This window comes from Tenuifilum thalassicum (genome assembly GCF_013265555.1).
In the GTDB taxonomy this organism is placed as follows: domain Bacteria; phylum Bacteroidota; class Bacteroidia; order Bacteroidales; family Tenuifilaceae; genus Tenuifilum; species Tenuifilum thalassicum.
Map to the genome: position 1 here is coordinate 1,067,000 of NZ_CP041345.1, position 25,834 is coordinate 1,092,833.

Here is a 25,834-nt window from a genome sequence, read left to right on the forward strand (position 1 = left end):
TCCAACTTTTTCACACGGGTGTAGCTCAATTGGTAGAGTAGTGGTCTCCAAAACCATTGGCTGGGAGTTCGAGTCTCTCCACCCGTGCTAAATTTAAATTGTTGACATGAAAATCACCCAATACTTGCACGACGTTTACACCGAAATGGTGCATAAGGTATCGTGGCCAACATGGAAAGAACTTCAATCCAGTGCATTAATTGTTATGATTGCTTCCCTTTTAATCGCACTGGTTATCTTCGTAATGGACTTTTCATTCGAGAGAGTGATGGAAGTCGTTTACCGTGCACTTTCTTAATCAAAATTTGCCTTTAGAAGGAATCTGTAATGGAAGACAATGTAAAAAAATGGTATGTTCTACGTGCCATTGGGGGTAAAGAGAAAAAAGTTAAAGAACTAGTTGAAAACGAAATTAAACGTTTACAACTAGAAGACTTTGTTTCTCAGGTTCTTATACCTACTGAAAAGGTTTACCAAATCAGAAATGGTAAAAAAATCAGTAAGGAAAGAATTTACTACCCAGGCTATGTTTTGATTGAGGCTGCTCTGGTAGGCGAAATTCCTCACATCCTTCGAAACATTCCTAATGTCCTAGGTTTTTTAGGTGACCCAAAAACCGGAGAACCAATTCCACTTCGTCAGTCCGAGGTAAATCGTATCCTTGGTAAAGTTGATGAATTGGTGGACAGTGAGGAAGAATTGAATGTCCCCTTCTACGTAGGTGAAACGGTGAAAGTAATTGACGGACCCTTCAATTCCTTTTCCGGAGTAATCGAAGAAGTGAACGAAGAGAAGAAGAAGCTGAAGGTTATGGTGAAAATCTTCGGCAGAAAAACTCCTCTGGAGTTAAGTTTTATGCAAGTTGAAAAGGAGTAAAAACTAAAGAGCAAAAGCACTATGGCTAAAGAAGTAGCTGGATTTATAAAACTCCAGATTAAAGGTGGTGCTGCAAATCCTTCGCCACCAATAGGTCCTGCTCTTGGTTCCAAAGGGGTTAACATTATGGAGTTCTGTAAGCAGTTTAATGCCAGAACTCAATCACAGGCAGGCAAAGTTCTACCTGTGGTTATTACTGTTTATTCCGACAAGTCGTTTGACTTTGTTGTGAAAACCCCGCCCGTTGCTGTTCAGCTGCTCGAAGCAGCAAAATTGCAAAAGGGATCGGCAGAACCAAACAGGAAAAAGGTTGCCTCAGTAACCTGGGAACAAGTTAAACAAATTGCCCAGGATAAAATGCCGGACTTAAACTGCTTTACTGTTGAATCAGCAATGAAAATGGTAGCAGGTACAGCCCGTAGCATGGGTATCACTGTAACCGGAGAATTCCCGGGTAATTAACATTAAACCTTTTTTGCGCAATGACTAAACTGACAAAAAACAGGAAGCTTGCTCTGTCGAAAATCGAGCCTGAAAAGTTGTACAAGTTACACGAAGCAGCTGAACTGTTGAAAGAGATAACATACACCAAATTCGATGCATCTGTCGATATTGATATTCGCTTAGGGGTTGACCCTCGTAAAGCTAATCAAATGGTGCGTGGTGTTGTTACTCTTCCTCATGGAACTGGTAAAAACGTTCGTGTTCTTGCTTTAGTTGCTCCTGAAAAGGAGGAAGCAGCTCGTCAGGCTGGTGCCGATTATGTAGGTTTAGATGAATACATTGAAAAGATTAAAGCAGGTTGGACCGATGTTGATGTAATCATTACTATGCCTACTGTAATGCCTAAACTAGGACCATTAGGACGTATCCTTGGACCTCGTGGCTTAATGCCCAACCCCAAAAGTGGTACCGTTACTATGGATGTTGAAAAGGCTATTAAAGAGGTTAAGCAGGGTAAGATTGACTTTAAGGTTGATAAGTTTGGTATAGTTCACTCATCAATCGGTAAAATTTCATTCGAGCCTAATAAAATTGTTGATAACGCACTTGAGTTTATCAATACCATCATAAAGCTCAAACCAACTGCGGCAAAAGGTACTTACATCAAAAGTATTTACCTTTCTACCACTATGAGCCCTGGTATTGCAATTGATCCCAAGTCGCTTTCGGCTTCGAATTAATAACGTTTACACAGACCCAATTAACTATGAGAAGGGAAGAAAAAAACGCACTGATTGATAGGTTAGCCGAACAGATTAACGAGTATCCACATTTTTACCTTACTGATACTTCTGAACTAAATGCAGAAGTTACTCATCAGTTAAGAAAAACTTGCTTTGAGAAGCAGGTAAAACTTGTGGTAGTTAAAAATACATTACTAAAGAAAGCTCTTGAGAAAAGTGGTAAATTTGATTTTTCTCCACTATTTGAAACACTAAAGGGCTCTACATCTGTAATGTTTACCGAAACTGGAAACGTTCCGGCTAAACTTATCAAAGAGTTTCGAAAGGCTCATCCAAAGCCTATATTAAAAGCTGCCTTTGTTGAGGAGTCGATATATGTTGGAGAAAATCAGTTAGATGTACTTGCTGCACTTAAGAGCAAGAACGAACTTATCGCTGATATTGTTGCATTACTACAATCTCCAGCCAAGAATGTTATTTCGTCACTTCAATCAGGCGGACAAAAATTATCTGGTGTTATTAAAGCACTTTCAGAGAAAGAACAGTAAAAATTATTTTGAGGACAAATTAAACACTTACTAAAATGGCAGATCTTAGAAAATTTGCAGAAGATTTAGTTAACCTTACTGTAAAAGAAGTTAACGAGTTGGCTCAAATACTCAAAGATGAGTATGGTATTGAACCTGCTGCTGCAGCTGTAGCTGTTGCTGCACCTGCTGCTGGTGAAGGTAACGCCGCTGCTGAAAAAACTCAATTCGATGTTATCTTAAAATCACCAGGTGGTGCTAAGCTTCAAGTTGTTAAACTTGTAAAAGAGCTTACTGGACTTGGTCTTAAAGAAGCTAAAGAATTAGTTGACGCAGCTCCTAAAGCTATCAAAGAAGGCGTTTCTAAAGAAGAAGCAGAATCTTTAAAATCTCAACTTGAAGAGGCAGGAGCAGAAGTTGAACTTAAATAAGTTTACCCAATAGTGGTTTTTAAGGTTTAGAATCTATGATTTTAGATTCTAAGCCTTTTTATTGTTATGTTTAATAGTTCAACCAATTCGTTTGCAATGTCTCAAAATAATACTAACGCGCGAATAAATTTCTCCAAGACTCAAAGCCATTTCGATTACCCCGACTTTCTGGAGGTACAGCTTAAGTCGTTCATGGAGTTTTTTAAACTTGGCTCAACACCTGAAGAGCGCAAGAATGAAGGCTTATATAAAGTTTTCCAAGAAAATTTTCCTATTACTGACACTAGAAACAATTTTGTACTTGAGTTTCTAGACTACTATGTCGATCCTCCAAGATATACCATTGAGGAGTGCATAGATAGAGGTCTAACTTATAGTGTCCCATTAAAGGCAAAACTAAAACTTTATTGTACCGATCCTGAGCATGAGGATTTTGATACCGTGGTTCAGGAGGTTTATCTTGGTACAATCCCATACATGACACCTAAGGGAAGCTTTATAATCAATGGGGCAGAGCGTGTTGTAGTTTCTCAGCTACATCGTTCCCCGGGGGTTTTCTTTGGGCAAAGTTTACATCCGAACGGTACAAAACTCTATTCCGCTAGAATTATTCCTTTTAAAGGATCCTGGATTGAGTTTGCTACCGACATCAATAATGTGATGTATGCTTACATCGATAGAAAAAAGAAATTACCAGTAACTACTCTTTTACGTGCAATCGGGTTTGAAACCGATAAAGATATTCTACAAATATTTGACTTAGCCGAGGAGGTAAAAGTTTCCAAGGTTAGCTTGAACAAAGTTGTTGGCCAACGCTTGGCTGCGCGTGTTCTAAAGAGCTGGATAGAAGATTTTGTTGATGAGGATACCGGAGAAGTTGTATCTATTGAACGTAACGAGGTAGTACTTGATCGTGAAACAGTTATTGAAAAGGAACATATCGATCTTATAATTGACTCTGGTGTCAAGTCAATTCTTGTTCATAAGGAATCGCAGAGCATTTCTGATTATGCCATAATTTATAATACGCTGCAAAAAGACCCAAGTAACTCTGAAAAAGAGGCTGTGGTTCATATTTACAGGCAGCTACGTAACTCCGAACCACCCGATGAAGCAACTGCTCGTGATGTTATCGATAAGTTATTCTTTTCCGATAAACGTTACGACCTGGGCGATGTAGGACGTTACCGTATAAACAAAAAATTAAATCTAAATATTCCCCCTGATGTTAAGGTATTAACTAGGGAGGATATGATCGAAATCATCAAGTACCTCATTGAGCTTATTAACTCAAAGGCAGAGGTTGATGATATCGACCATCTAAGTAATCGTAGGGTTAGAACTGTTGGCGAGCAAATGGCTGCCCAATTTGGGGTAGGTTTGGCTCGTATGGCACGTACTATTCGCGAACGCATGAATGTCCGCGATAACGAGGTTTTCACCCCAATTGACCTTATCAATTCAAAAACTTTATCTTCTGTAATAAACTCGTTCTTTGGAACTAATCAGCTATCCCAGTTTATGGATCAAACCAATCCATTAGCTGAGATGACTCACAAACGCCGCTTATCGGCACTAGGACCTGGGGGTCTTACCCGTGAGCGTGCTGGTTTCGAAGTTCGAGATGTTCACTATACACACTATGGACGCCTCTGTCCTATTGAAACACCAGAAGGCCCAAATATTGGTCTTATTTCTTCGCTTTGTGTGTTTGCAAGGGTAAATGATCTTGGTTTTATAGAGACACCTTATCGTAAAGTTGAAAACGGGAAGGTTGGTCTATCCGATGACGATATCGTTTACCTTAGTGCCGAAGAGGAAGAAGCTAAAATAATAGCCCAAGCCAATGCACCTCTCGAAGAGGATGGGCGTTTCCAAAATCCTCGCGTTAAAGCTAGATACGAGGGCGACTTCCCATTGGCTGAAAGTGAAACCATTGATTTAATGGACGTTGCGCCAAACCAGATCGCATCAATTGCTGCATCGTTAATTCCATTCCTTGAGCATGATGATGCTAACCGTGCTTTGATGGGATCGAACATGATGCGCCAGGCTGTGCCATTGCTCCAACCTGAAAGCCCTATTGTTGGTACAGGTTTAGAGGGTCAAGTGGTTAAAGATAGCCGTACTCAAGTAGTAGCAGAAGAGGACGGTGTTGTTGAGTATGTAGATGCCGATGAGATAGTTGTAAGATATAATAAAACCGAAGAAGAGCTATTTGTTAGCTTCGATCCCGAGGTTAAACGATATAAATTACCTAAGTTCAAGAAAACCAACCAAAGTACTTCAGTTACACTTAAACCTATAGTTACTAAGGGACAGAAGGTTACTAAGGGACAAATATTAACTGAGGGGTATGCAACCCGAGGCGGTGAGCTAGCTTTAGGTCGTAACTTGAAGGTTGCCTTTATGCCCTGGAAGGGTTACAACTTTGAGGATGCTATTGTAATAAGTGAACGTTTACTTAGAGATGATGTTTTCACTTCTATACATATTGATGAGTACATCCTTGAAGTGCGTGATACAAAACGAGGGATGGAAGAGCTAACCGCTGACATTCCAAACGTGTCCGAAGAAGCAACTAAAGATTTGGATGAGAATGGAATGATCAGGATTGGAGCAAACGTCAAGCCTGGTGACATCCTAATTGGTAAGATTACTCCTAAGGGGGAATCTGATCCTACTCCCGAAGAAAAACTTCTTAGGGCAATTTTTGGCGACAAGGCAGGTGACGTTAAGGATGCATCGCTTAAAGCTTCGCCTTCACTTTATGGCGTTGTTATAGATAAAATGCTGTTCTCTCGTTCCATCAAGGATGGCAAGGAATCGAGAAAAGGTAAATCGGGCGATAAAGCTATACTTGAAAAACTCGATAATGAGTTTAACAAGCATGTAGCCGACCTGAAAAACAGATTGGTTGATAAACTTTTCTCGCTGATAAATGGTAAAACAAGCCAAGGTGTTTACGATGCCTACGATCAAGAAGTTGTACCACGCGGGGTGAAGTTTACACAAAAGATCTTATCCGAGATCGATTACATGAACGTAAACCCTAATAAGTGGACAACCGATAAGGCTAAAAACGAGCTTATAAAAGCAGTAATACAGAACTACATCCTTAAATGGAAGGAGTATGATGCTGAGTATAAGCGCAAGAAATTTAATGCTACAATAGGTGATGAGCTTCCAGCAGGTATTATGCAGCTAGCAAAGGTTTATATTGCTAAGAAGCGCAAAATCACTGTTGGAGATAAGATGGCTGGACGACACGGGAACAAAGGTATTGTAGCTAAAATTGTACGCGACGAGGATATGCCTTTCCTTGAGGACGGAACACCAGTTGACATAGTTCTAAATCCTCTGGGGGTGCCTTCGCGTATGAACCTTGGACAGATTTATGAAACTGTTTTGGGTTGGGCTGGTCAAAAACTTGGTATCAAATTTAGCACTCCAATTTTTGATGGTGCTACTTTGGAAGATATTACCAAGTATACCGATCAAGCAGGCTTACCACGATTTGGTAAAACTTATCTATACGATGGAGGTACAGGCGAGCGCTTCGACCAACCAGCAACCGTAGGGGTAATATACATGCTAAAACTCGGTCATATGGTTGATGACAAGATGCATGCTCGTTCAATTGGACCATACTCACTTATAACCCAACAACCTTTAGGTGGTAAAGCCCAATTTGGTGGACAGCGTTTTGGTGAGATGGAGGTATGGGCTCTTGAGGCATTTGGTGCATCGCATATCCTTCAAGAAATACTCACCATTAAGTCCGACGATGTTGTTGGTAGGGCTAAGGCATATGAGTCGATTGTTAAGGGTGAACCAATGCCTGAACCTGGTATCCCAGAATCGCTTAATGTTCTTTTACATGAACTTCGCGGTTTAGGTTTAAGTGTGAAAATGGATTAATAAATACCCGTTGAGGAGGGAGTCAATCCCTTCTCCTTTTGGGGTATATTAACTTATAACATAAAGATTATGTCGTTCAGAAGGGAAAATAAGGTTAAAAGCAACTTCTCAAAAATCACTATTAGCTTGGCATCGCCCGAGGAAATTCTTGAGCGTTCAAGCGGTGAAGTGCTAAAGCCTGAAACCATTAACTATAGAACATACAAACCCGAGCGCGATGGTCTTTTCTGCGAGCGCATATTTGGCCCTGTAAAGGATTACGAGTGCCATTGTGGTAAGTATAAGAGAATTAGATACAAAGGGATTGTCTGCGACAGATGTGGTGTTGAGGTTACCGAAAAGAAGGTACGTAGGGAGCGCATGGGGCATATCAGCCTAGTTGTTCCCGTTGCACACATTTGGTATTTTCGTTCTCAACCCAATAAAATAGGTTACCTATTAGGTTTACCAGCAAAGAAACTGGATTCTATTATCTATTACGAGCGTTACGTAGTAGTTAATCCGGGTATTAAAGCTGCCGATGGCCTTAATAAACTTGATTTCTTAACAGAGGAAGAGTATCTTGATATTCTTGAAACACTTCCTAAAGAGAATCAGTACCTTGATGATGATGATCCCAATAAGTTCATTGCAGCTATGGGGGCTGAGGCTCTTTATAAGCTCCTGCAGCGTATTGATTTAGATGAACTTTCGTATGAGTTGAGGCATAAGGCAAATACTGAAACTTCACAACAGCGTAAAAGCGAGGCGTTAAAACGTCTTCAGGTTGTAGAGGCATTCCGTGAATCAAAAAATATCAATAAGCCAGAATGGATGATTCTTAAGGTTATTCCTGTAATACCACCTGAACTTCGTCCATTGGTTCCTCTTGATGGTGGCCGTTTTGCTACCTCCGACTTAAACGATTTGTATCGTAGGGTTATTATTAGAAACAACCGTTTAAAGAGGCTTATCGAAATAAAAGCTCCTGAAGTAATTTTACGTAACGAAAAACGTATGCTCCAGGAGGCTGTTGATTCATTGTTCGATAACTCTCGTAAGTCTAACGCAGTTAAAACCGATGCAAATCGTCCGTTAAAATCGTTAAGCGATAGTTTAAAAGGTAAGCAAGGACGATTCCGTCAGAACTTGTTAGGTAAACGTGTCGACTATTCTGCTCGTTCTGTAATTGTAGTTGGGCCTGAATTGAACATGCACGAGTGCGGTTTGCCTAAAGATATGGCTGCCGAGCTTTATAAGCCATTTATTATTCGTAAGCTGATTGAACGTGGCATTGTAAAAACAGTTAAATCGGCTAAAAAGATTGTTGATAGGAGAGACCCAGTAGTTTGGGATATCCTTGAAAACGTGATGAAAGGTCATCCCGTTCTGTTGAACCGTGCTCCCACACTTCACCGTCTTGGTATTCAAGCATTCCAACCTCGCCTTATTGAAGGTAAGGCTATCCAGCTTCACCCTCTATCTTGTACTGCGTTTAACGCAGACTTCGATGGCGACCAGATGGCCGTTCACCTTCCTCTTGGAAATGAGGCAATTTTGGAAGCCCAAATCCTTATGCTAGGTTCTCATAACATTCTTAACCCCGCTAATGGTGCTCCAATTACCGTTCCTTCTCAGGATATGGTTCTTGGCTTGTACTACATCACTAAACCTAGAAAGGGGGCTAAGGGTGAAGGAACCGTTTTCTATTCTCCTGAGGAAGTAATTATTGCTCATAATGAGAAAGCAGTTGATCTACATGCTATTGTAAAAGTACGTATTAATACAATTGACGAAAATGATCAACCTGTTGTTAAAATAATTGAAACCACTGTTGGTCGTGTAATTTTCAACCAGTATGTACCCCAGCAAATGGGATACATTAATGAGCTGCTTACTAAGAAATCGCTCCGCGATATCATTGGTAAGGTTCTTAAAAAGACCAACGTTTCAACTACTGCCAAGTTCTTAGATGATATTAAGAATCTTGGTTACTACATGGCCTTTAAAGGAGGATTGTCGTTTAACCTCGACGATGTTATTATACCTGAAGAGAAAGTTGAGCTCGTGGAAGAAGGGTATGCTCAGGTTGACGAGGTTATGGCAAACTACAACATGGGGCTTATTACAAACAACGAGCGTTACAACCAGATTATTGATATTTGGACACACACCAATGCTAAGCTGACCTTAACCCTAATGAAGAAGCTTTCTGAGGATAAGCAAGGGTTTAACTCAATTTACATGATGCTTGACTCAGGGGCTCGTGGTTCTAAAGAACAGATTCGTCAGCTTTGCGGTATGCGTGGTCTTATGGCTAAGCCACAAAAATCTGGAGCTACTACTAATGAAATTATCGAGAACCCTATTCTTTCAAACTTTAAGGAAGGACTTTCGGTTCTTGAGTACTTTATTTCAACCCACGGTGCTCGTAAGGGTCTTGCCGATACCGCTCTTAAAACTGCCGACGCTGGTTATCTAACCCGCCGTTTGGTTGATGTATCGCAGGATGTTATTATAACCGAAAATGACTGTGGTACACTACGTGGACTTGTAGCAACTGCAATCAAAAAGAACGAGGACGTTGTTGAGACCCTATATGAAAGAATTTTGGGTAGAACAACTGTTCATGATGTATACCATCCGCTAACCGGTGAACTTATTGTTGCTGCTGGGGAAGAGATAACAGAGGAAATAGCTCAAGTAATTGAAGAGTCACCCATTGAGCAGGTTGAGATCCGTTCCGTACTTACATGTGAGTCTCGTAAAGGAGTTTGTGCTAAATGTTACGGACGTAACCTTGCAACGGGCCGAATGGTTCAAAAGGGCGAAGCAGTTGGCGTTATTGCAGCACAAAGTATCGGTGAGCCTGGTACGCAGCTTACACTTCGTACATTCCACGTTGGTGGTACTGCAGGAAGTATTATCTCCGATTCAAAATTGGTGTCGCGTTATGATGGCCGTGCAGAAATTGAAGAGTTAAAAACTGTACAACGTGAAGATGAAAATGGTAAGTATCATGTAGTTATTGGTCGTTTAGCTGAAATACGTATTGTTGACCTGAATACTGGAATTACTTTATCTACCAATAATATCCCCTATGGTTCCAAACTCTATATCAACAATGGCGATACTGTTAAGAAGGATCAATTAATTTGTGAATGGGATCCATGGAATGCCGTAATTATATCTGAAGCATCAGGTAAGGTCTCGTATGATGCTCTAATTAAAGAAGTTACTTACCGTGAAGAGAGCGACGAACAAACTGGGTATCGTGAAAAGGTAATAATTGAAACACGTGATAAGAGTAAGAACCCTGCTATTAAGATAATGTCTGATGGCGATGAGGTTATTAAACTCTACAACCTACCAGTAGGTGCTCACCTTACTGTTGAAGAGGGTGCTACAGTAGAGGCTGGTGATATACTAGCTAAAATTCCTCGTGCTGTGGGTAAGGCTGGCGATATCACTGGTGGTCTACCTCGCGTAGTGGAACTTTTTGAAGCTCGAAACCCATCGAATCCAGCAGTTGTTTCTGAAATTGATGGTGAGGTAGCGTTTGGGAAAGTAAAACGTGGTAACCGGGAGATAATCGTTACCTCAAAGACTGGTGAGGTTAAGAAGTACCTTGTACCTCTTTCAAAGCAAATTCTTGTTCAAGAAAACGACTATGTAAGAGCGGGCACACCTCTTTCCGACGGTGCTATCACACCTAGAGATATTCTAGCCATCAAAGGACCTACAAAGGTACAAGAGTACATTGTAAATGAGGTTCAGGAAGTTTATCGTATGCAGGGTGTGAAAATTAATGACAAGCACTTTGAGGTAATTGTGCGCCAAATGATGCGTAAAGTTGAAATCATCGATCCAGGCGATACTCGCTTCCTCGAGGGTCAACTTGTTGACAAATGGGAGTTCATTGAAGAAAATGATAACATCTTTGATAAGAAGGTTATTGTTGAGCCTGGTGATGCTACCCATTTACGTCCAGGTATGATTATTACAGCCCGACAGCTACGCGATGAGAATTCAAAACTTAAACGGCGCGATTTGAAGCTTATCGAAGCACGCGATGCTGTTCCTGCTACATCGAACCAGGTGCTACAGGGTATTACTCGTGCTGCGCTTCAAACAAGTAGCTTCATGTCTGCAGCATCGTTCCAGGAAACTACTAAAGTGCTTAACGAAGCCGCAATCCATGGCAAGATTGACACGCTTGAGGGCCTCAAAGAAAACGTTATTTGTGGTCACCTCATACCTGCTGGAACCGGACTTCGTGAATTTGACAATATAGTAGTATATTCTAAAGAGGAGCATGAAATCCTTGAGAAGTCTAAAAGTGCTATATCTACAAAATAAACTTGTTTAATGTAGTAGAGAAAAGAGCTGGTAATTCCAGCTCTTTTTTTTGCATTTATAACATGCATAACAACATTTTTAATAATTTAGCAAGGAAATATTAAACACAAAAGCCATGTCGGAAAAACAAAACCCAATTAATATTGAGCTTAACGATGAGGTTGCACAAGGCACATACAGCAATCTAGCGGTTATAACACATTCATCTTCAGAGTTTATAATCGATTTTGTAAGGATTATGCCAGGTATGCCCAAAGCACAGGTTAAGTCGAGAATTATAATGACACCAGACCACGCAAAACGTCTACTTTTTGCGCTGCAAGATAATCTTGCAAAATATGAGGCAAATATGGGACCCATCAAATTACCAGAAGGGAATGAAGGTATGCCTCCTTTCCCCATGAATTTCGGTACTAAAGGAGGCGAGGCATAGTTTCTTTTACATTTTTTCTTCTGAGGGGATCGCTGAAGCAGAGTCCCCTTTTTTATTTGCATATTTTTTAGCTACCTACAGTGCTAATGATTGTTAATTAAATAACAATTAATTCTTTTTATCGTATCTTGCAGCATGATACCTAATGTGTTTGGCAAATGAAAGGAATTATTGCAAAATCGCATTATCGAAGTGCAAAATATGGAATTGAGCAGGATCTACTGTTTCCTAAAAAAATATTAAGCAATAATGAGTTAGAAGCGATATTGGCTGCTAATAGGCAATTTATTGATGTAGCAAAGCCTATAATTCAAAACCTTTACAGTATAGTAAAAGGATCTGGATTTGTTATAATATTAACAGATGGTGAGGGGTGCATTTTAGATTTAATGGGTGATAGCGAAACCGTTAAAGACGCCGCAGCTCTTAATATGATAGTCGGTGCCTATATGGCAGAAGAAAGTGTTGGTACAAATGCAATGGGGTTGGCTATTAGCGAAAATAAACCCGTACAGGTTACGGCTCAGGAGCATTTCATAAATGCCTATCACAGGTGGACTTGCTCATCGGCTCCTATCCATGACCAGGAAGGAAAGATAATAGGTGTTCTTAATTTAACCGGCAAATATAACCTGGTTCACCCTCATACACTTGGTCTTGTTGTGGCTGCTGTTAAGTCGATTGAAAATGATTTGCGCAATACAATACTTAATAGGGAACTCCAAGAAACTTCCACAAAGCTGGATGCAATAATTAATAGCTTGTCCTATGCAATTATTACTGTTGATATCGATGGGGTAATTGAACGTGTAAATAATACGGTTTATAGTATTTTTGGTGTTGAACCCAAAGAATTGATAGGAAGCCACATAAGCAAGTATCTTGATAAATGGAATAATACCTGGCGGATAATTAGCAGCCAGAAGCAGGTGGTCGATGAGGAGGTTACCATCTCGAACGTTACATCTCCGGGAAGTTTTGTCATGAACGCCATGCCCATTATTCTTGACGACTTTGATGTGCATGGAGCTGTTTTAACTTTCAGGGAAATGAAACGCGTTTACAAAATAGTAAATAAGTATTCTGGAATGAATGCGCACTATACCTTTGACGACATAATAGGTACGAGCAAGGCTATCAGAGAGGTGATTGATTTTGCAAAGATTGTTGCAGCTAGCCCTTCTACAATCTTAATTACCGGAGAAAGTGGTACGGGAAAGGAAGTCTTTGCTCAGGCTATACATAACGAAAGCTCAAGAAGGGACTCTAGTTTTGTGGCGGTCAACTGTGGCGCTATCCCTGAATCGTTAATTGAAAGTGAGCTGTTTGGTTTTGAAGATGGTGCTTTTACCGGCGCCAAAAAAGGTGGACGTCCCGGTAAGTTTGAACTGGCTAATGGCGGAACCCTTTTTCTCGATGAAATTGGTGAAATGCCCCTTGATATGCAAGTTAAGCTCTTGAGAGCTCTTCAGGAAGGCGAAATTACCAGAGTAGGGAGTACTAAAACCATCCCCTTAGATGTTAGGGTTATCGCTGCTACCAATAGGGATCTAAAGCAGCTTATTAACGAAAACAAATTCCGCCTCGATTTATATTATAGGTTGAATGTTATTCCTCTTAAGATTCCTCCTTTGAGAGAAAGGAGAGAGGATATCCCTCTTTTAATTAATTATTTCTTAAACACTAAGGCGCTAAAACTCAATAAAGAGGTCCCAAGCATTGATAAACAAACTTACGAATTGCTCCTTCAATATGAATGGCCGGGAAATATCAGAGAACTTGAAAATTTCATTGAAAAGACGGTTAACCTGAATGGAAAGATTGTTTTTGATGTTCCCGACGAAAACGAATTTAAAGCTAAATACTATCAGCCAAACATTCAGCAGGATAGTAATTATAATTGTGTTTTGAGATCGCTTGCCGAGATTGAAAAACAAGCAATATCTGATACCATTGAGCAATGCAACTCTAATGTGTCTAAAGCTGCTAAAGTGCTTGGAATTAGTAGAAATACATTATACCTGAAGTGTAAAAAATATTCTATATCACTTTAGTTTACTTCAAACTTTCACATTATACTTATTTCTGAAGCGACTAGAAAGTTCCATTTCTAGCCGCTTTCTTTTTAATATTATTAAATAGATTTAACCCTGACTAGACGTGCTCGGGCTCAGCTATGAAATCAATATTTTTTACAACGCAAAAATATTACCATTTACTTTACTGAATATTTGCCACACGGTATTTGGCCTATAACCTACAAATGTTTATTAAGTCTAGCTTACTTTTCCCATCGACCACAGTTGTACATTGCATGAAATACCTGTGTAATTGCTTACATAAAGTACGTTTTTTTCAACAAGTGTTTTCCTTAGCTGTCAAATTATAATCCGACACTGAATTAGATGTTGATTTTGTTGAGAATCATACTTTTATAAATCATCTGTACAAGGGCAGTTCGTGTTTGTTAGAAGTTTTACTAATCTTGCAACTCCACTATAACATATTTTAAGGTAAATATAACTCTCAGTAAACCATCTTGATTTTTCTACAGTGTCACTTTCCGGCACATCCTGTTGTTATCTTTCAATCAATACGGCTTTTAAATGTCATAAAATAGTACAGTGTCATAAGGTAGTACACGTGTCCTGCTATTAGCTGTCCTAAAGTTGAACATATTGAATTTGTTGTTGTCTCGAGTAAGTTGTAAAGTGCAGATAAATAGCATTATAAGGCTTTTGGCACGGCTATTGGTAAAACTTTATCGAAGTGTTAAGAAGATAACAGAGTACTAACAAAAAAAATTACAACTATGAAACGATTCACATTACCAAGAGACATCTATTTTGGAGATAATTCTTTAGAAGTTTTAAAAACCATTAAGGGAAAGAGGGCTGTAGTAGTCGTAGGTGGCGGCTCGATGAAACGTTTTGGCTTTTTGGACAAGGTGTTTGCTTACCTAAAAGAGGCAGGGCTTGAAGTTAAGCTATTTGAAGGCGTAGAGCCTGATCCTTCGGTAGAAACAGTGATGAAGGGTGCAGCCATGATGCGTGAGTTTAATCCGGATTGGATTGTTTCAATAGGAGGCGGTTCGCCTATTGATGCAGCTAAGGCAATGTGGATATTTTATGAGCATCCTGATGCAAAGTTCGAAGAGGTTGCTAAACCTTTTAATATACCGCCTTTAAGAAACAAGGCAAGGTTTATTGCTATCCCTTCAACAAGTGGCACTGCTACTGAAGTTACCGCTTTCTCTGTTATTACTGATTACTCAAAGGGAATTAAGTATCCCTTAGCTGACTACGAGATAACACCAGATATTGCCATTTTGGATGCCTCAATTGCTGAGACCATGCCCAAACAGCTCACTGCGCACACCGGAATGGATGCCATTACCCATGCAACTGAAGCTTACGTGGCTTCTGCCAGGAGCGACTTTTCCGATCCGTTGGCTCTAAAGGCGATTAAAATGATAAAGGATAACATTTTAGATTCATTTAACGGAAACAAAGCGGCTAGAGAGAATATGCATATTGCTCAGTGCCTGGCAGGTATGGCTTTTACAAATGCTTTATTGGGGATTGTGCATAGCCTTGCACATAAAACTGGAGCAATATTTCATATCCCTCACGGTTGCGCAAATGCCATTTACCTTCCATATGTTGTTAGATTTAACCAAAAAGTTTGCGCCGAACGTTATGCCGAAATTGCAAGATATATCGGTTTAACAGGTAATTCAACTGAGGAACTTGTAGATGCTTTCGTGAATTTCTTGATCGATTTGAACCACAAACTTGAAATCCCTTGTACTCTAAAAGAGTTTGGTGTAAGCGAAAGTGAGTTTAAGAGCAACATCGACAGAATTGCTATGAACGCAGCTGAGGATGCGTGTACCGGAAGCAACCCCAGAGAAACAACTGTTGAGGATTTTAAAAAGCTGCTCAATGCAATATACTACGGCGAAGCTGTTAATTTTTAATCATTGCGACATGGGGGCGGAAATATTCGCCCCCATATAACTGTGTTGGTTATGTTTAAGATTTTAAGAAAAAGAGAATTAGCCCCGGATATTTATCTGTTTGAAGTTGAAGCACCGCGTGTGGCTAAAACTGCTAATCCTGGTCAGTTTGTTATTGTTCGTGCATACGATAAGGGGGAGAGAATCCCATTAACCATAGCCGATTATGACAAAAGAACAGGGTCGGTAACTATTGTAATTCAGGCGCTTGGGGCAAGCACCCGAGTTATTTGCTCTTTTGAGGAGGGTGACTCTTTTGTTGATTTTGCCGGACCTCTTGGCCAACCTTCAGATTTTATTCATTTTGACCCCGACAAAATAAATGGGAAACGTTTTTTGTTTGTTGCTGGTGGAGTAGGTGCCGCTCCCATTTATCCTCAGCTAAAGTATCTAAAGGAACGTGGTGCAGTCCTTGATGTAATTATTGGGGCCAGAAGCAAAGAATTGCTTATCCTTCTTGACGAGATACGTGAAAAGGTAGATAATCTTTATGTTGCAACTAACGACGGGTCGTTTGGATATAAAGGATTTGTTACCTGTGTGCTTGAGGAGTTAATATCGAAGGGTAACCAATATGATCAGGTTATCGCTATAGGGCCAATGGTGATGATGAAATCGGTTGCCGAGTCTACTAAAAAGTATTCGATTCCAACAATTGTAAGCTTAAATACCTTAATGATCGACGGTACTGGAATGTGTGGGGCATGCAGGGTTACTGTAAACGGAAAAATCAGGTTCACTTGCGTTGACGGACCGGAGTTTAATGCTCATGAGGTGGATTTTGATGAGGCTATGCTTAGGTTGAATATGTATAGATCTGAGGAGCAAAAGCGTTTGGTTGACATAGAGCGCAAACACCATAAATGCAAAATAGGGAGGACAATGTAATGGGAACTTTAAAAAGCAGAGTGGCTATAGCGGAGCAATCACCCAAAGAGAGAAGAAGTAACTTTAACGAAGTATGCTTAGGTTATAATATTGACGAGGCTAGACTCGAAGCTACTAGATGTTTAGAATGTAAAAAACCCAAGTGTGTTGAGGCTTGTCCCGTTTCCATTAATATCCCCTTGTTTATAAAACATATCAAATCGGGTGATATAGCAGAAGCCGCTAAAGTAATTGATTTAGATTCAAGCCTGCCCGCTGTATGCGGAAGAGTATGCCCCCAGGAGATTCAATGTGAAGGTTCATGTGTAATGGGGAAGAAGGGTGAACCTGTTTCCATTGGAAAACTAGAACGTTTTGTTGCCGATTGGACGATAAAAAATCACCTGGAGCTTACTACTAAATCATCAAAAAGGAATAGTAGGGTTGCCGTTATTGGTTCTGGTCCTGCTGGATTGTCGTGTGCTTCCGATTTGGCAAAAATGGGTTATGAGGTAACGGTGTTCGAAGCATTACATATGCCTGGGGGAGTTCTTGTATATGGAATCCCTGAATTTAGGCTCCCAAAATCAATTGTAGAAGAACAGATAAACCAGCTAAAAAGGATTGGTGTTAGGTTTGAACTTGATGTAATTGTTGGTAAAACCATTACTGTAGATAGCCTTATGGAGGAAGAGGGGTATGGTGCTGTTTTTATTTCTACTGGTGCTGGTTTACCTCGATTTATGGGTATTCCTGGTGAAAACCTAAATGGAGTAGTTTCGGCAAATGAGTTCCTGACCCGAATAAACCTTATGAAAGCATATCAGGGCGATTACGACACACCGGTTTATATCGGAAAGAATGTTGTTGTAGTGGGTGGGGGAAATGTCGCAATGGATGCGGCACGAAGTGCCATTCGATTGGGCTCAAATGTGAAAATTGTATATCGACGCTCAGAAAAAGAGCTCCCTGCTAGGGCTGAGGAGGTTCATCATGCCATCGAGGAAGGGGTCGAATTCTGTTTTCTGACTAATCCCGTTGAAATTTTATCCGATGAAAAGGGGTGGGTTAATGAATTGAGGTGTGTGAAGATGAGACTGGGAGAACCCGACTCCAATGGTAGGAGAGTACCTGAACCAATCCCTAATTCAGCATTCTCCATTTCTTGCGATATGGTTATTATGGCATTAGGGACTTCTCCTAATCCTTTAATTATTAACACTACGAAAGGACTTAAAAGTGAACGGTGGGGCGGAATACATGTGGTAAATGAATTTGGAAAAACTACTCGACCAGGTGTTTTTGCCGGAGGCGATGCAGTTACAGGCGCTGCTACTGTTATTCTTGCCATGCAGGCGGGTCGTAAGGCTGCAGCTGCAATTGATGAATTTCTTCGCGAACGGGATTCTAAGCATTTTAACTTCTCAAGTGCTAACTAATTCTCTATACCCACTATGGTACCCAATACGCCCCAATCATTAGATTACGAATTGTTTAAACGATTAAAGAAGTACATAAAAGGGTTAAAGATACAAGCCATTAAGGGAAGGAATGAAACCTCATTGTACTCTTTATCGGAAATTATCAATATTGATCATGACTTGATAATGAGCGACTTAACGCTTATAGGGGTGTCCGATGGTATTAAAGAAGTATTTTGTGTTGGCTCTTTGATTCAGCAGCTATCTAATCTTATTGGTTACAATAGAATAGAGGAGGCCTGTTTGATTGGTGCTGGGCCAATTGCTGAGAGTATAGTTAGTTCTGTTGAGTTCGAGAAGTGTAATTTGAGAATTGTTGCAGCTTTTGACAGTAATCCTGCTGAACATAGTGAGATTGCCGGACTAAGAGTTTTGGGTATGGACCGTATAGGAGAAATAGTTCAGCGTATGCATGTTGTTCTAGCCATTATGGCTGCTCCTAGAATCGATTCGGCTGTTGCTGCCAAAATAATTCTGAACTCTTCAATAAAAATGATTTGGAACTTCACCGAATTGGCTTTGAGCGAGGTTGGTGAGGTGGTTGTGGTTAATAGCAATTTGCAAGGTGATATTATTGCTGATTATAAGTTGCTTCTTCAGCGATACTATAATCGTTTTGGCCTTAAGTAATTATTCAACTGTTTCAAACTAAAGGTGTATAGCCATGGGAACTGAAAAAATACCTATTGTGATCTGCCTGGGTAGTTCATGTTTTTCAAGAGGTAATAGGGAAACTCTCGAAGTGATTAAGAGCTACCTTAAAACTAAAAAAATTGAGGACAAGGTTGTTTTTAAAGGGCAGCTCTGTACTGAGTCATGTAATAAGGGTCCGGTAATTTGGATAAACAACCAGAAATTCGAGGCCGTTACTCAAAATAATGTTGTTTCTATACTTAACCAGGCACTTAAGTCCATATTATGAACTTAGATCAACCCATTTATACTGAGAAAAATAACTGTCAGGATTGTTACAAGTGTGTCCGAAACTGTCCTGTAAAAGCTATAAAAATAGCCGATAACTGTGCTTCGGTTATTGATGAGCTGTGCATTAGTTGCGCAAAATGCGTTCAGGTTTGTCCTGTGGGGGCAAAACAAGTGAGAGCCGACATTGATATTGTTAAGTTATTGATTCGAAGCGAAAAAAAGGTGATCCTCTCAATTGCTCCATCCTGGATAAGTTCATTTCGGAATGTCGACTCCCGGTCGCTAATATCTGCTTTAAAAAAATTAGGCTTCTTCGCAATTTCCGAAACTGCATTGGGGGCCGAACTGGTTAACCGGTTTACCCGGGATTACATCATGAATAGTCACCAAAAGCTGTTTTTATCATCTGCTTGCCCAGTTGTTGTGGAGTGGGTAAACAAATATTATAGTGAGCTCTCAGACAAGTTGCTGCCTGTTTTATCTCCCCTTTTATCACATGCTAAGTACTTAAAAGAATATTATGGACCGGATGCACATGTGGTATTTGCTGGGCCATGTATTGCAAAAAAGAGAGAAGCCGACCGAAATCCAGACCTGGTAGATGCATGTATCACATTTCGTGAATTACAGGATTGGATGGATGAGGAATCCATCTCCTTTCAACCTGCCGAAAGTGAAAGTCTCTTTTTTGAACCTGTCGAAGCGGTTTCCGGAGCAAGTTATCCAATTGATGGGGGGATGATTTCTGGAATCGTCCAGAATCGGGATTTTGATGGCATTCAGTTCTTTGCCTTTTCCGGTATAGATGCTGTAAAGCAGGTACTAACTGATATGGAGCTGTTGAACTCCGACTCAAAAATTTTTATTGAATTAATGTCTTGCACTGGTGGGTGTATAAATGGTCCAGGTGCAATACTGAATGGTTCAATTGCTCAAAAGCATAGTGTTGTTGTAAACCAAACGAACAGTAAACATTTAAGAATCGGGGGGTGGAAAGAACTCGCTGTGGATAATGTTGATATATCTGCTCGCTATAAACCCGTTGATATTCCTTATGCTTTTCAATATTCAGAAAATGAAATAGTTGAGTCGCTTAGGTCTGTAGGGAAACAATCAAGTAAGGATGAATTGAATTGTGGGGGATGTGGGTATGAGAGTTGTAGAGATTTTGCAGTAGCCATGCTCGATGGGAAAGCGGAACGGAATATGTGCATCTCTTATATGCGTAGGGTAGCACAGGATAAAGCTACTGCTTTGCTCCAGCGAATGCCCAGCGGTGTTATTATAGTTGATGATAACCTAAGAGTTATAGAATGCAATCGGAATGCTGCTAAAATGCTCGGAGATGAGGTAGCTAATATTTTTGATGAAAATCCGGGACTTGCCAGAGCAAACGCGGCAAAGCTCCTTCCTTTCCATAAGTTGTTCTCTTTGGTGCTTTCTAACGGCCACGATATACTTGATAAAGACGTAACCGTAAATGGTAAAAAAATAAAGGTTTCAATTTTTACAATACAAGCACACAAAATTGTTTGCGCAATTATGCGTGACCTTAGTAATCCTGATGTTCGTAGCGACGAGATAATTGCCCGAACACGCTATGTTATTAAGGAGAATCTTGAAACGGTTCAACAGATAGCCTACCTCTTAGGAGAGAATGCCTCCAGAACTGAGACTATGCTTAATTCAATAATGGAGCTTTACGTTCAAGATCATGACAATTACCACTGATTCATATCATGTTGATGTTGGATGTGTCCAGCTATCAAAGTTCGGTGCCCAGGTTTGCGGCGATGTTTTTCTTTCGCGTAAGATAAAGGAGGAAGAGAGGACTATCGTTGCTGTCTCCGATGGATTAGGAAGTGGCGTAAAAGCCAATGTCTTGGCAACTTTAACCGCATCAATGGCTGTGAATTTCACATTAGCCAAACAGCCTGTTGAACGCACCGCACGAATTATTATGCAAACCCTTCCTGTTGATCAGAAGCGTCAGATTAGCTATGCTACATTTACTATTGCTGATGTTGAGGGTAGTGGAGAAACCAGAATAATTGAGTTCGATAATCCTGGCTGGATTTTAGTGCGGAACACGAAGATTGTGGAAATCGACAAGCAGGAACTTTTTATTGATTTGAACGATGGTCGAAAGCGAAAAATGTTGCTTTCCCAGTTTAAACTCCAAAGGGATGATAGAATAGTTTTAGTTTCCGACGGGGTTACACAATCGGGTATTGGTACAGCACGAATGCCTTTTGGGTACGGAGAGGATGCGCTAAAACGCTATGTGTGCAAATTGGTAAAAGAGAATAGCGGAATCTCAGCTTATGAACTGGCTCGAGATATTATAAGCAAATCAAATGCAAATGACATTTACAAGCCGCAAGATGATATTACTTGTGCTGTTATCCACTTCCGAAACCCTCGAAAACTGTTAATCTGCTCTGGCCCTCCGTTTAATGAATCGAGAGATAAACAGTTAGCTGAGCAAATAATGTCGTTTGATGGACGGAAAATTATTTGCGGAGGAACCACCTCGTTAATAGTATCTAGGGAACTTGGAATTCCCATTCGTGTCGGTTTAAGCATCGACTCTTCCGGTTTACCACCAATCTCTCACATGGAAGGTGTCGATTTGGTTACGGAAGGGATTCTTACAATTGGGAAAGTGGCAGAAATTTTAGAAACCCTTCAAGATACTGAAGTTTATGATACTGGCCCGGCTGCTGAGATTGTAAAGCAGATGTTCCAATCCGATATCATTTATCTTCTGGTTGGGACCAAAATTAACGTTGCCCATCAGGACCCATCTCTACCTGTAGAGTTGGAAATAAGACGTAACGTAATGAGAAAGATTGCTCGTTTGTTAGAAGATAAATTCTTAAAGAAAGTTGAAATTCAATTCATATAATCTGTTTATGGACATGAAAGTTGAAGTTATCATTTGCTCGGGAACTCTATGTTACTTAATGGGTGGTGCAGAATTGCAATTGCTTAGTGAGCATTTACCTCCAGCGTTGAAAGATAAAGTTATTGTAAAAGGCTCTCCTTGTGTTGGGTTTTGTGACAAACCCGAAAGCGGGAAACCACCTTTCGCCCTTATTAACGGCCGAAAAATCCAACAAGCTTCTGTTGATAAGCTGATTAGTGAAATTAAACAAGAGTTAGGTATATAGGTAAGGAGGTTACAACTATGGCTGTTGATAATAATGCAATGCTAATTCGAAGAGAGCTTATTACACATGTTGCTCGTTTGTTGATCGAGGATCAACTCGCCGAAAAGATTGATAGAGTTCCCCTGATTATGCGACCACGCAATAACTCGTCGGTTCGTTGCTGTATCCATAAGGATAGGGCTGTGCTTAAGTATAAATTGATGGGGATGCTAGGTTTTAACATTCAGGATGAGGTGGATGAGCTCACCCCGCTATCGGACTATGCAAGACAGGCTATGAACCGGGATGAAACTACAGATATTGTTTTAACTGTTGTTGATGAGGCCTGCTCCACTTGTCAAAAATCCAGCTATGCGGTTACAAACTTTTGTAGGGGGTGTGTGGCCAGACCATGTATGGTTAACTGTCCTAAAAATGCAATCACATTTTACAACGGAAAGGCCAGTATCGATTATGACCTTTGTGTAAATTGTGGCAAATGCATGAAGGTTTGCCCTTTTAATGCCGTTGTTTACATGCCTGTGCCATGCGAGGAGGCTTGCCCTGTTGGTGCCATTAGTAAGAATGAAAATGGTGTTGAGCAAATTGATTTCTCTAAATGTATCTATTGCGGTAAATGTTTATCGAATTGCCCATTTGGTGCCATCGTGGAGAAATCAAGCTTAGTTGATATTTTTATTAACAAACGCAGAGGTAAAGAGCTGATAGCTTTAGTCGCTCCTGCTATTGCAGGTCAGTTTGGTGTCGACTTCCCAAAAATAGTTAAAGGTTTCGAACTAATTGGTTTTGATTATGTGTATGAGGTTGCTCATGGTGCTGAAACTACTACAAATTTTGAGGCACAGGAACTTAAAGAGCGGCTCGAACAAGGCGATAAGTTTATGACTACAAGTTGCTGCCCGGCATACACATCCCTTGTTGATAAGCATGTTAACGAGCTTAAGCCCTTCGTCTCTCATACTAAAACTCCAATGTACTACTCGGCTGAGGATGTTCGCAAAAAACATCCAGATGCTTGTATAATTTTTGTTAGCCCTTGTCCCGCAAAACGTTGGGAAGTATTTCACAATCCGTTTGTCGATTTTGCGTTGAGCTTTGAAGAGTATGGAGCATGGTTGGTGGCTGCTAAAATCGATCTTAATGCTGTTGAACCTGCAATTATCTCTAACGTGCCTACTGCAGAAGCCAGAGGCTTTGCAGCTTCTGGTGGGGTTACAAATGCTTTAAAATCTGTTGCAAATGGATTGGATATCAATGAGATGATAGTTAATGGTATTGACAAAAGTGTTGTTCGACAGCTTAAAAGTTTCGTCAAATCGCCAACCGCTAATTTTGTTGAGGTTATGACGTGCGAAGGTGGATGTATTGGTGGATGCAACGTGGTAAGTAATCCTAGGGTTGCTTTGAAACAGCTCAATAAGTCGATTGGCGCTTCTTGCATGGCAAGTAATAAACGTTAATACTTGTGTGTTTTTTTGGTTGGAGTGTTTCCTGGTATTGCAATTGGCCAGGAAACACTTTTTATATGTATTTTTGAGATGTTGTAAAAATAAATGTTTCAATAGATAAAATCTACTTAACGATGAGATTAAAACTAATAAGGAGCGCCATTGTGAGCTTGGCATTCGTATTTACATCATGCCAAAGTAACGAGTATGCTGTTGTCTCACCTTCAGGCACGATTAAATTGACTTTCACCTTATCTGATGGCAATAGGCCAACTTATTCGATTAAATTCGATGGAAGCAAAGTGATTAAACCATCTACACTCGGCTTTGAATTCAAAAACATGCCCGCTTTGGGTTCAGATTTAAAAATCGATAGCGTTAGAACATCCTCTTTTTCCGAGGTATGGGAAATGCCCTGGGGCGACCAGCACTGGGTTGACAACACCTATAACGAGTTGAAGGTTTACCTGTCCGAGATAAAATCTCCTAACAGAAAGTTTGCTTTAAATTTCAGGGTTTTCAACGACGGGGTGGGGTTTCGGTATGAGTTTCCGGAACAGCCCTCCATGGATTCCGTTATTATACTTGCCGAAAATACAAAGTTTAATCTTAATGGCGATCACACCTGTTGGTGGCAACCAGGTGATTGGGATATATATGAGCATCTCTACCGCACAACTAAGCTGAGCCAGATTGATGCGGTGAATAGTAAAAGCAAAAACTTCCTTGCACAAACCTATATACCTGAGAATGCCGTGAATACACCCGTAACCATGAAAACATCGGATGGTATTTATCTCTGTTTTCATGAGGCTGATGTTTGCAACTATTCTGGCGCAACTTTGAGGGTTGATACGGTTAATCTTTCCCTGGAAACGGCTCTGGTTGGTAACGATTCTGGCGTAAAGGTGAAAACAAAGGCACCTTTCAGTACTCCTTGGCGAACAATTATTATCACCAGAAAGCCTGGCGATATCGTTACCTCTAAGCTGGTTCTAAACCTGAATGAGCCTAATAAAATAGGTGATATTTCATGGTTTAAGCCAATGAAGTATGTTGGGGTTTGGTGGGAAATGCATCTTGGTAAATCATCTTGGGATATGGCTAGCGGTAAGCATGGTGCCACAACTGCTAATGCAAAACGTTATATCGATTTTGCTGCCAAAAATGGTATAAAAGGATTGCTTGTTGAGGGATGGAATACAGGATGGGAGCATTGGATTGGGTTTGAAGACCGTGAGGGAATTTTTGATTTTGTAACCCCTTATCCCGATTATAATCTGAACGAAGTGGTACATTATGCAAAAAGCAAGGGGGTTAACCTTATTATGCACCACGAAACATCTGCTGCTCCACGAACCTATGAGCAGCAGCTGGATACAGCATTCCGCTTAATGCAGAGCCTTGGTATTCATTCCGTGAAAACCGGGTATGTTGGTAAAATCATACCCAAGGGTGAATACCACCAAGGCCAGTGGATGGTAAACCATTACAGGAAAGTAGTTGAAACAGCTGCAAAGTATCAGATTGCTGTTGATGCCCATGAACCCTTCAAGGGCACAGGCGAATGGCGAACGTATCCAAATGTTATTGCACGCGAGAACTTTAGGGGGCAGGAGTTTAATGCTTGGTCTACTGATGGAGGAAATCCACCTGAGCACCTAACAATCCTTCCGTTTACCGCTCAACTTGCCGGACCAATGGATTACACACCAGGCATTTTCAACATCAAGCTAAAACCTTATAAAGATGAAAACCAGGTAAACTCAACACTTGCCTATCAGCTTGCTCTCTATGTAGTGATATATAGCCCCATTCAGATGGTGCCCGATTTACCCGAAAACTATGAAGGACATCCTGCGTTTCAGTTTATTCGCGATGTGGGTGTTGATTGGGAGCAGTCGCTTGTGCTTGATGCCGAAATAGGCGATTACATTGCAATCGCCCGTGAAGAAAGAAATACGGGCCGTTGGTTTGTAGGTGCAATAACCGATGAGAACCCTAGAGATCTTACAATTAAATTTGATTTTCTAAAACCAAATGTGAAATACAGGGCAACATTCTACCTCGATGGCCCAGATGCGCACTGGGATAAAAATCCAACATCATATAAGATTGAGAACTATGAGATAGATAGCACTTCGGAGGTTGATTTAAAGTTAGCACCAGGAGGTGGTGCTGCTATTTCTATATTTCCTTTGTAGAAAAAA

20 protein-coding genes and 1 tRNA gene are annotated in these 25,834 nt (G+C 40.5%); all 21 read left to right on the forward strand.

What is annotated here, in order from left to right; all coding sequences use genetic code 11:
• Positions 1-14 precede the first annotated feature (14 nt).
• Positions 15-87: transfer RNA gene (locus FHG85_RS04415), tRNA-Trp, on the forward strand.
• Between the two features lie 19 nt (positions 88-106).
• Entirely contained in the window at positions 107-298 is a 192-nt protein-coding gene (secE, locus tag FHG85_RS04420; protein WP_173073354.1) for a preprotein translocase subunit SecE, read from the forward strand.
• A gap of 29 nt (positions 299-327) precedes the next feature.
• Positions 328-876 carry a transcription termination/antitermination protein NusG gene (nusG, locus tag FHG85_RS04425; protein ID WP_173073356.1) on the forward strand — a complete coding sequence of 183 codons (549 nt, stop codon included), beginning with the start codon at positions 328-330 and terminating at the stop codon, positions 874-876.
• A 21-nt stretch (positions 877-897) separates the two neighbouring features.
• Entirely contained in the window at positions 898-1,338 is a 441-nt protein-coding gene (gene rplK, locus FHG85_RS04430; RefSeq protein WP_173073358.1) for a 50S ribosomal protein L11, read from the forward strand.
• A gap of 20 nt (positions 1,339-1,358) precedes the next feature.
• Entirely contained in the window at positions 1,359-2,060 is a 702-nt protein-coding gene (gene rplA, locus FHG85_RS04435) for a 50S ribosomal protein L1 (protein WP_173073360.1), read from the forward strand.
• 26 nt (positions 2,061-2,086) lie between these two features.
• Positions 2,087-2,611: a 50S ribosomal protein L10 gene (gene rplJ, locus FHG85_RS04440; protein WP_173073362.1), complete on the forward strand. Its 525-nt coding sequence runs from the start codon at positions 2,087-2,089 to the stop codon at positions 2,609-2,611.
• A 35-nt stretch (positions 2,612-2,646) separates the two neighbouring features.
• On the forward strand, positions 2,647-3,021 hold the full coding sequence (rplL, locus tag FHG85_RS04445; protein WP_173073365.1) for a 50S ribosomal protein L7/L12: 375 nt from the start codon (positions 2,647-2,649) through the stop codon (positions 3,019-3,021).
• Between the two features lie 96 nt (positions 3,022-3,117).
• Positions 3,118-6,942, forward strand: a complete 3,825-nt coding sequence (gene rpoB, locus FHG85_RS04450; RefSeq protein ID WP_173076760.1) for a DNA-directed RNA polymerase subunit beta — start codon at positions 3,118-3,120, stop codon at positions 6,940-6,942.
• 69 nt (positions 6,943-7,011) lie between these two features.
• Positions 7,012-11,280 carry a DNA-directed RNA polymerase subunit beta' gene (gene rpoC, locus FHG85_RS04455; RefSeq protein ID WP_173073367.1) on the forward strand — a complete coding sequence of 1,423 codons (4,269 nt, stop codon included), beginning with the start codon at positions 7,012-7,014 and terminating at the stop codon, positions 11,278-11,280.
• A 115-nt stretch (positions 11,281-11,395) separates the two neighbouring features.
• Complete coding sequence (locus FHG85_RS04460) at positions 11,396-11,713, forward strand: DUF3467 domain-containing protein (protein WP_173073369.1); 318 nt, start codon at positions 11,396-11,398, stop codon at positions 11,711-11,713.
• 158 nt (positions 11,714-11,871) lie between these two features.
• A complete protein-coding gene (locus tag FHG85_RS04465; protein ID WP_173073371.1) occupies positions 11,872-13,767 on the forward strand; it encodes a sigma-54-dependent Fis family transcriptional regulator in 1,896 nt (631 codons plus the stop codon).
• 758 nt (positions 13,768-14,525) lie between these two features.
• Positions 14,526-15,692: an iron-containing alcohol dehydrogenase gene (locus FHG85_RS04470; RefSeq protein ID WP_173073373.1), complete on the forward strand. Its 1,167-nt coding sequence runs from the start codon at positions 14,526-14,528 to the stop codon at positions 15,690-15,692.
• Between the two features lie 51 nt (positions 15,693-15,743).
• The gene (locus FHG85_RS04475; protein WP_173073375.1) at positions 15,744-16,619 is read left to right on the forward strand and encodes a sulfide/dihydroorotate dehydrogenase-like FAD/NAD-binding protein; all 876 of its coding nucleotides are present in this window, start codon (positions 15,744-15,746) and stop codon (positions 16,617-16,619) included.
• Complete coding sequence (gltA, locus tag FHG85_RS04480; RefSeq protein ID WP_246249275.1) at positions 16,595-18,037, forward strand: NADPH-dependent glutamate synthase; 1,443 nt, start codon at positions 16,595-16,597, stop codon at positions 18,035-18,037. Before FHG85_RS04475 ends, gltA begins: the two co-directional genes overlap by 25 nt.
• A 15-nt stretch (positions 18,038-18,052) precedes the next feature.
• A complete protein-coding gene (locus FHG85_RS04485; protein WP_173073377.1) occupies positions 18,053-18,709 on the forward strand; it encodes a hypothetical protein in 657 nt (218 codons plus the stop codon).
• Positions 18,710-18,743: 34 nt separating this feature from the next.
• Complete coding sequence (locus tag FHG85_RS04490) at positions 18,744-19,001, forward strand: (2Fe-2S) ferredoxin domain-containing protein (RefSeq protein WP_173073379.1); 258 nt, start codon at positions 18,744-18,746, stop codon at positions 18,999-19,001.
• Positions 18,998-20,734, forward strand: a complete 1,737-nt coding sequence (locus FHG85_RS04495) for a [Fe-Fe] hydrogenase large subunit C-terminal domain-containing protein (RefSeq protein WP_173073381.1) — start codon at positions 18,998-19,000, stop codon at positions 20,732-20,734. The genes FHG85_RS04490 and FHG85_RS04495 overlap by 4 nt, the downstream gene beginning before the upstream one ends.
• Positions 20,718-21,911: a SpoIIE family protein phosphatase gene (locus FHG85_RS04500; protein WP_173073383.1), complete on the forward strand. Its 1,194-nt coding sequence runs from the start codon at positions 20,718-20,720 to the stop codon at positions 21,909-21,911. Before FHG85_RS04495 ends, FHG85_RS04500 begins: the two co-directional genes overlap by 17 nt.
• A gap of 13 nt (positions 21,912-21,924) precedes the next feature.
• The gene (locus FHG85_RS04505; protein ID WP_220429231.1) at positions 21,925-22,176 is read left to right on the forward strand and encodes a (2Fe-2S) ferredoxin domain-containing protein; all 252 of its coding nucleotides are present in this window, start codon (positions 21,925-21,927) and stop codon (positions 22,174-22,176) included.
• Between the two features lie 17 nt (positions 22,177-22,193).
• Complete coding sequence (locus tag FHG85_RS04510; protein ID WP_173073387.1) at positions 22,194-23,636, forward strand: monomeric [FeFe] hydrogenase; 1,443 nt, start codon at positions 22,194-22,196, stop codon at positions 23,634-23,636.
• Positions 23,637-23,758: 122 nt separating this feature from the next.
• The gene (locus FHG85_RS04515; RefSeq protein ID WP_173073389.1) at positions 23,759-25,828 is read left to right on the forward strand and encodes a glycoside hydrolase family 97 protein; all 2,070 of its coding nucleotides are present in this window, start codon (positions 23,759-23,761) and stop codon (positions 25,826-25,828) included.
• Positions 25,829-25,834: the final 6 nt, after the last annotated feature.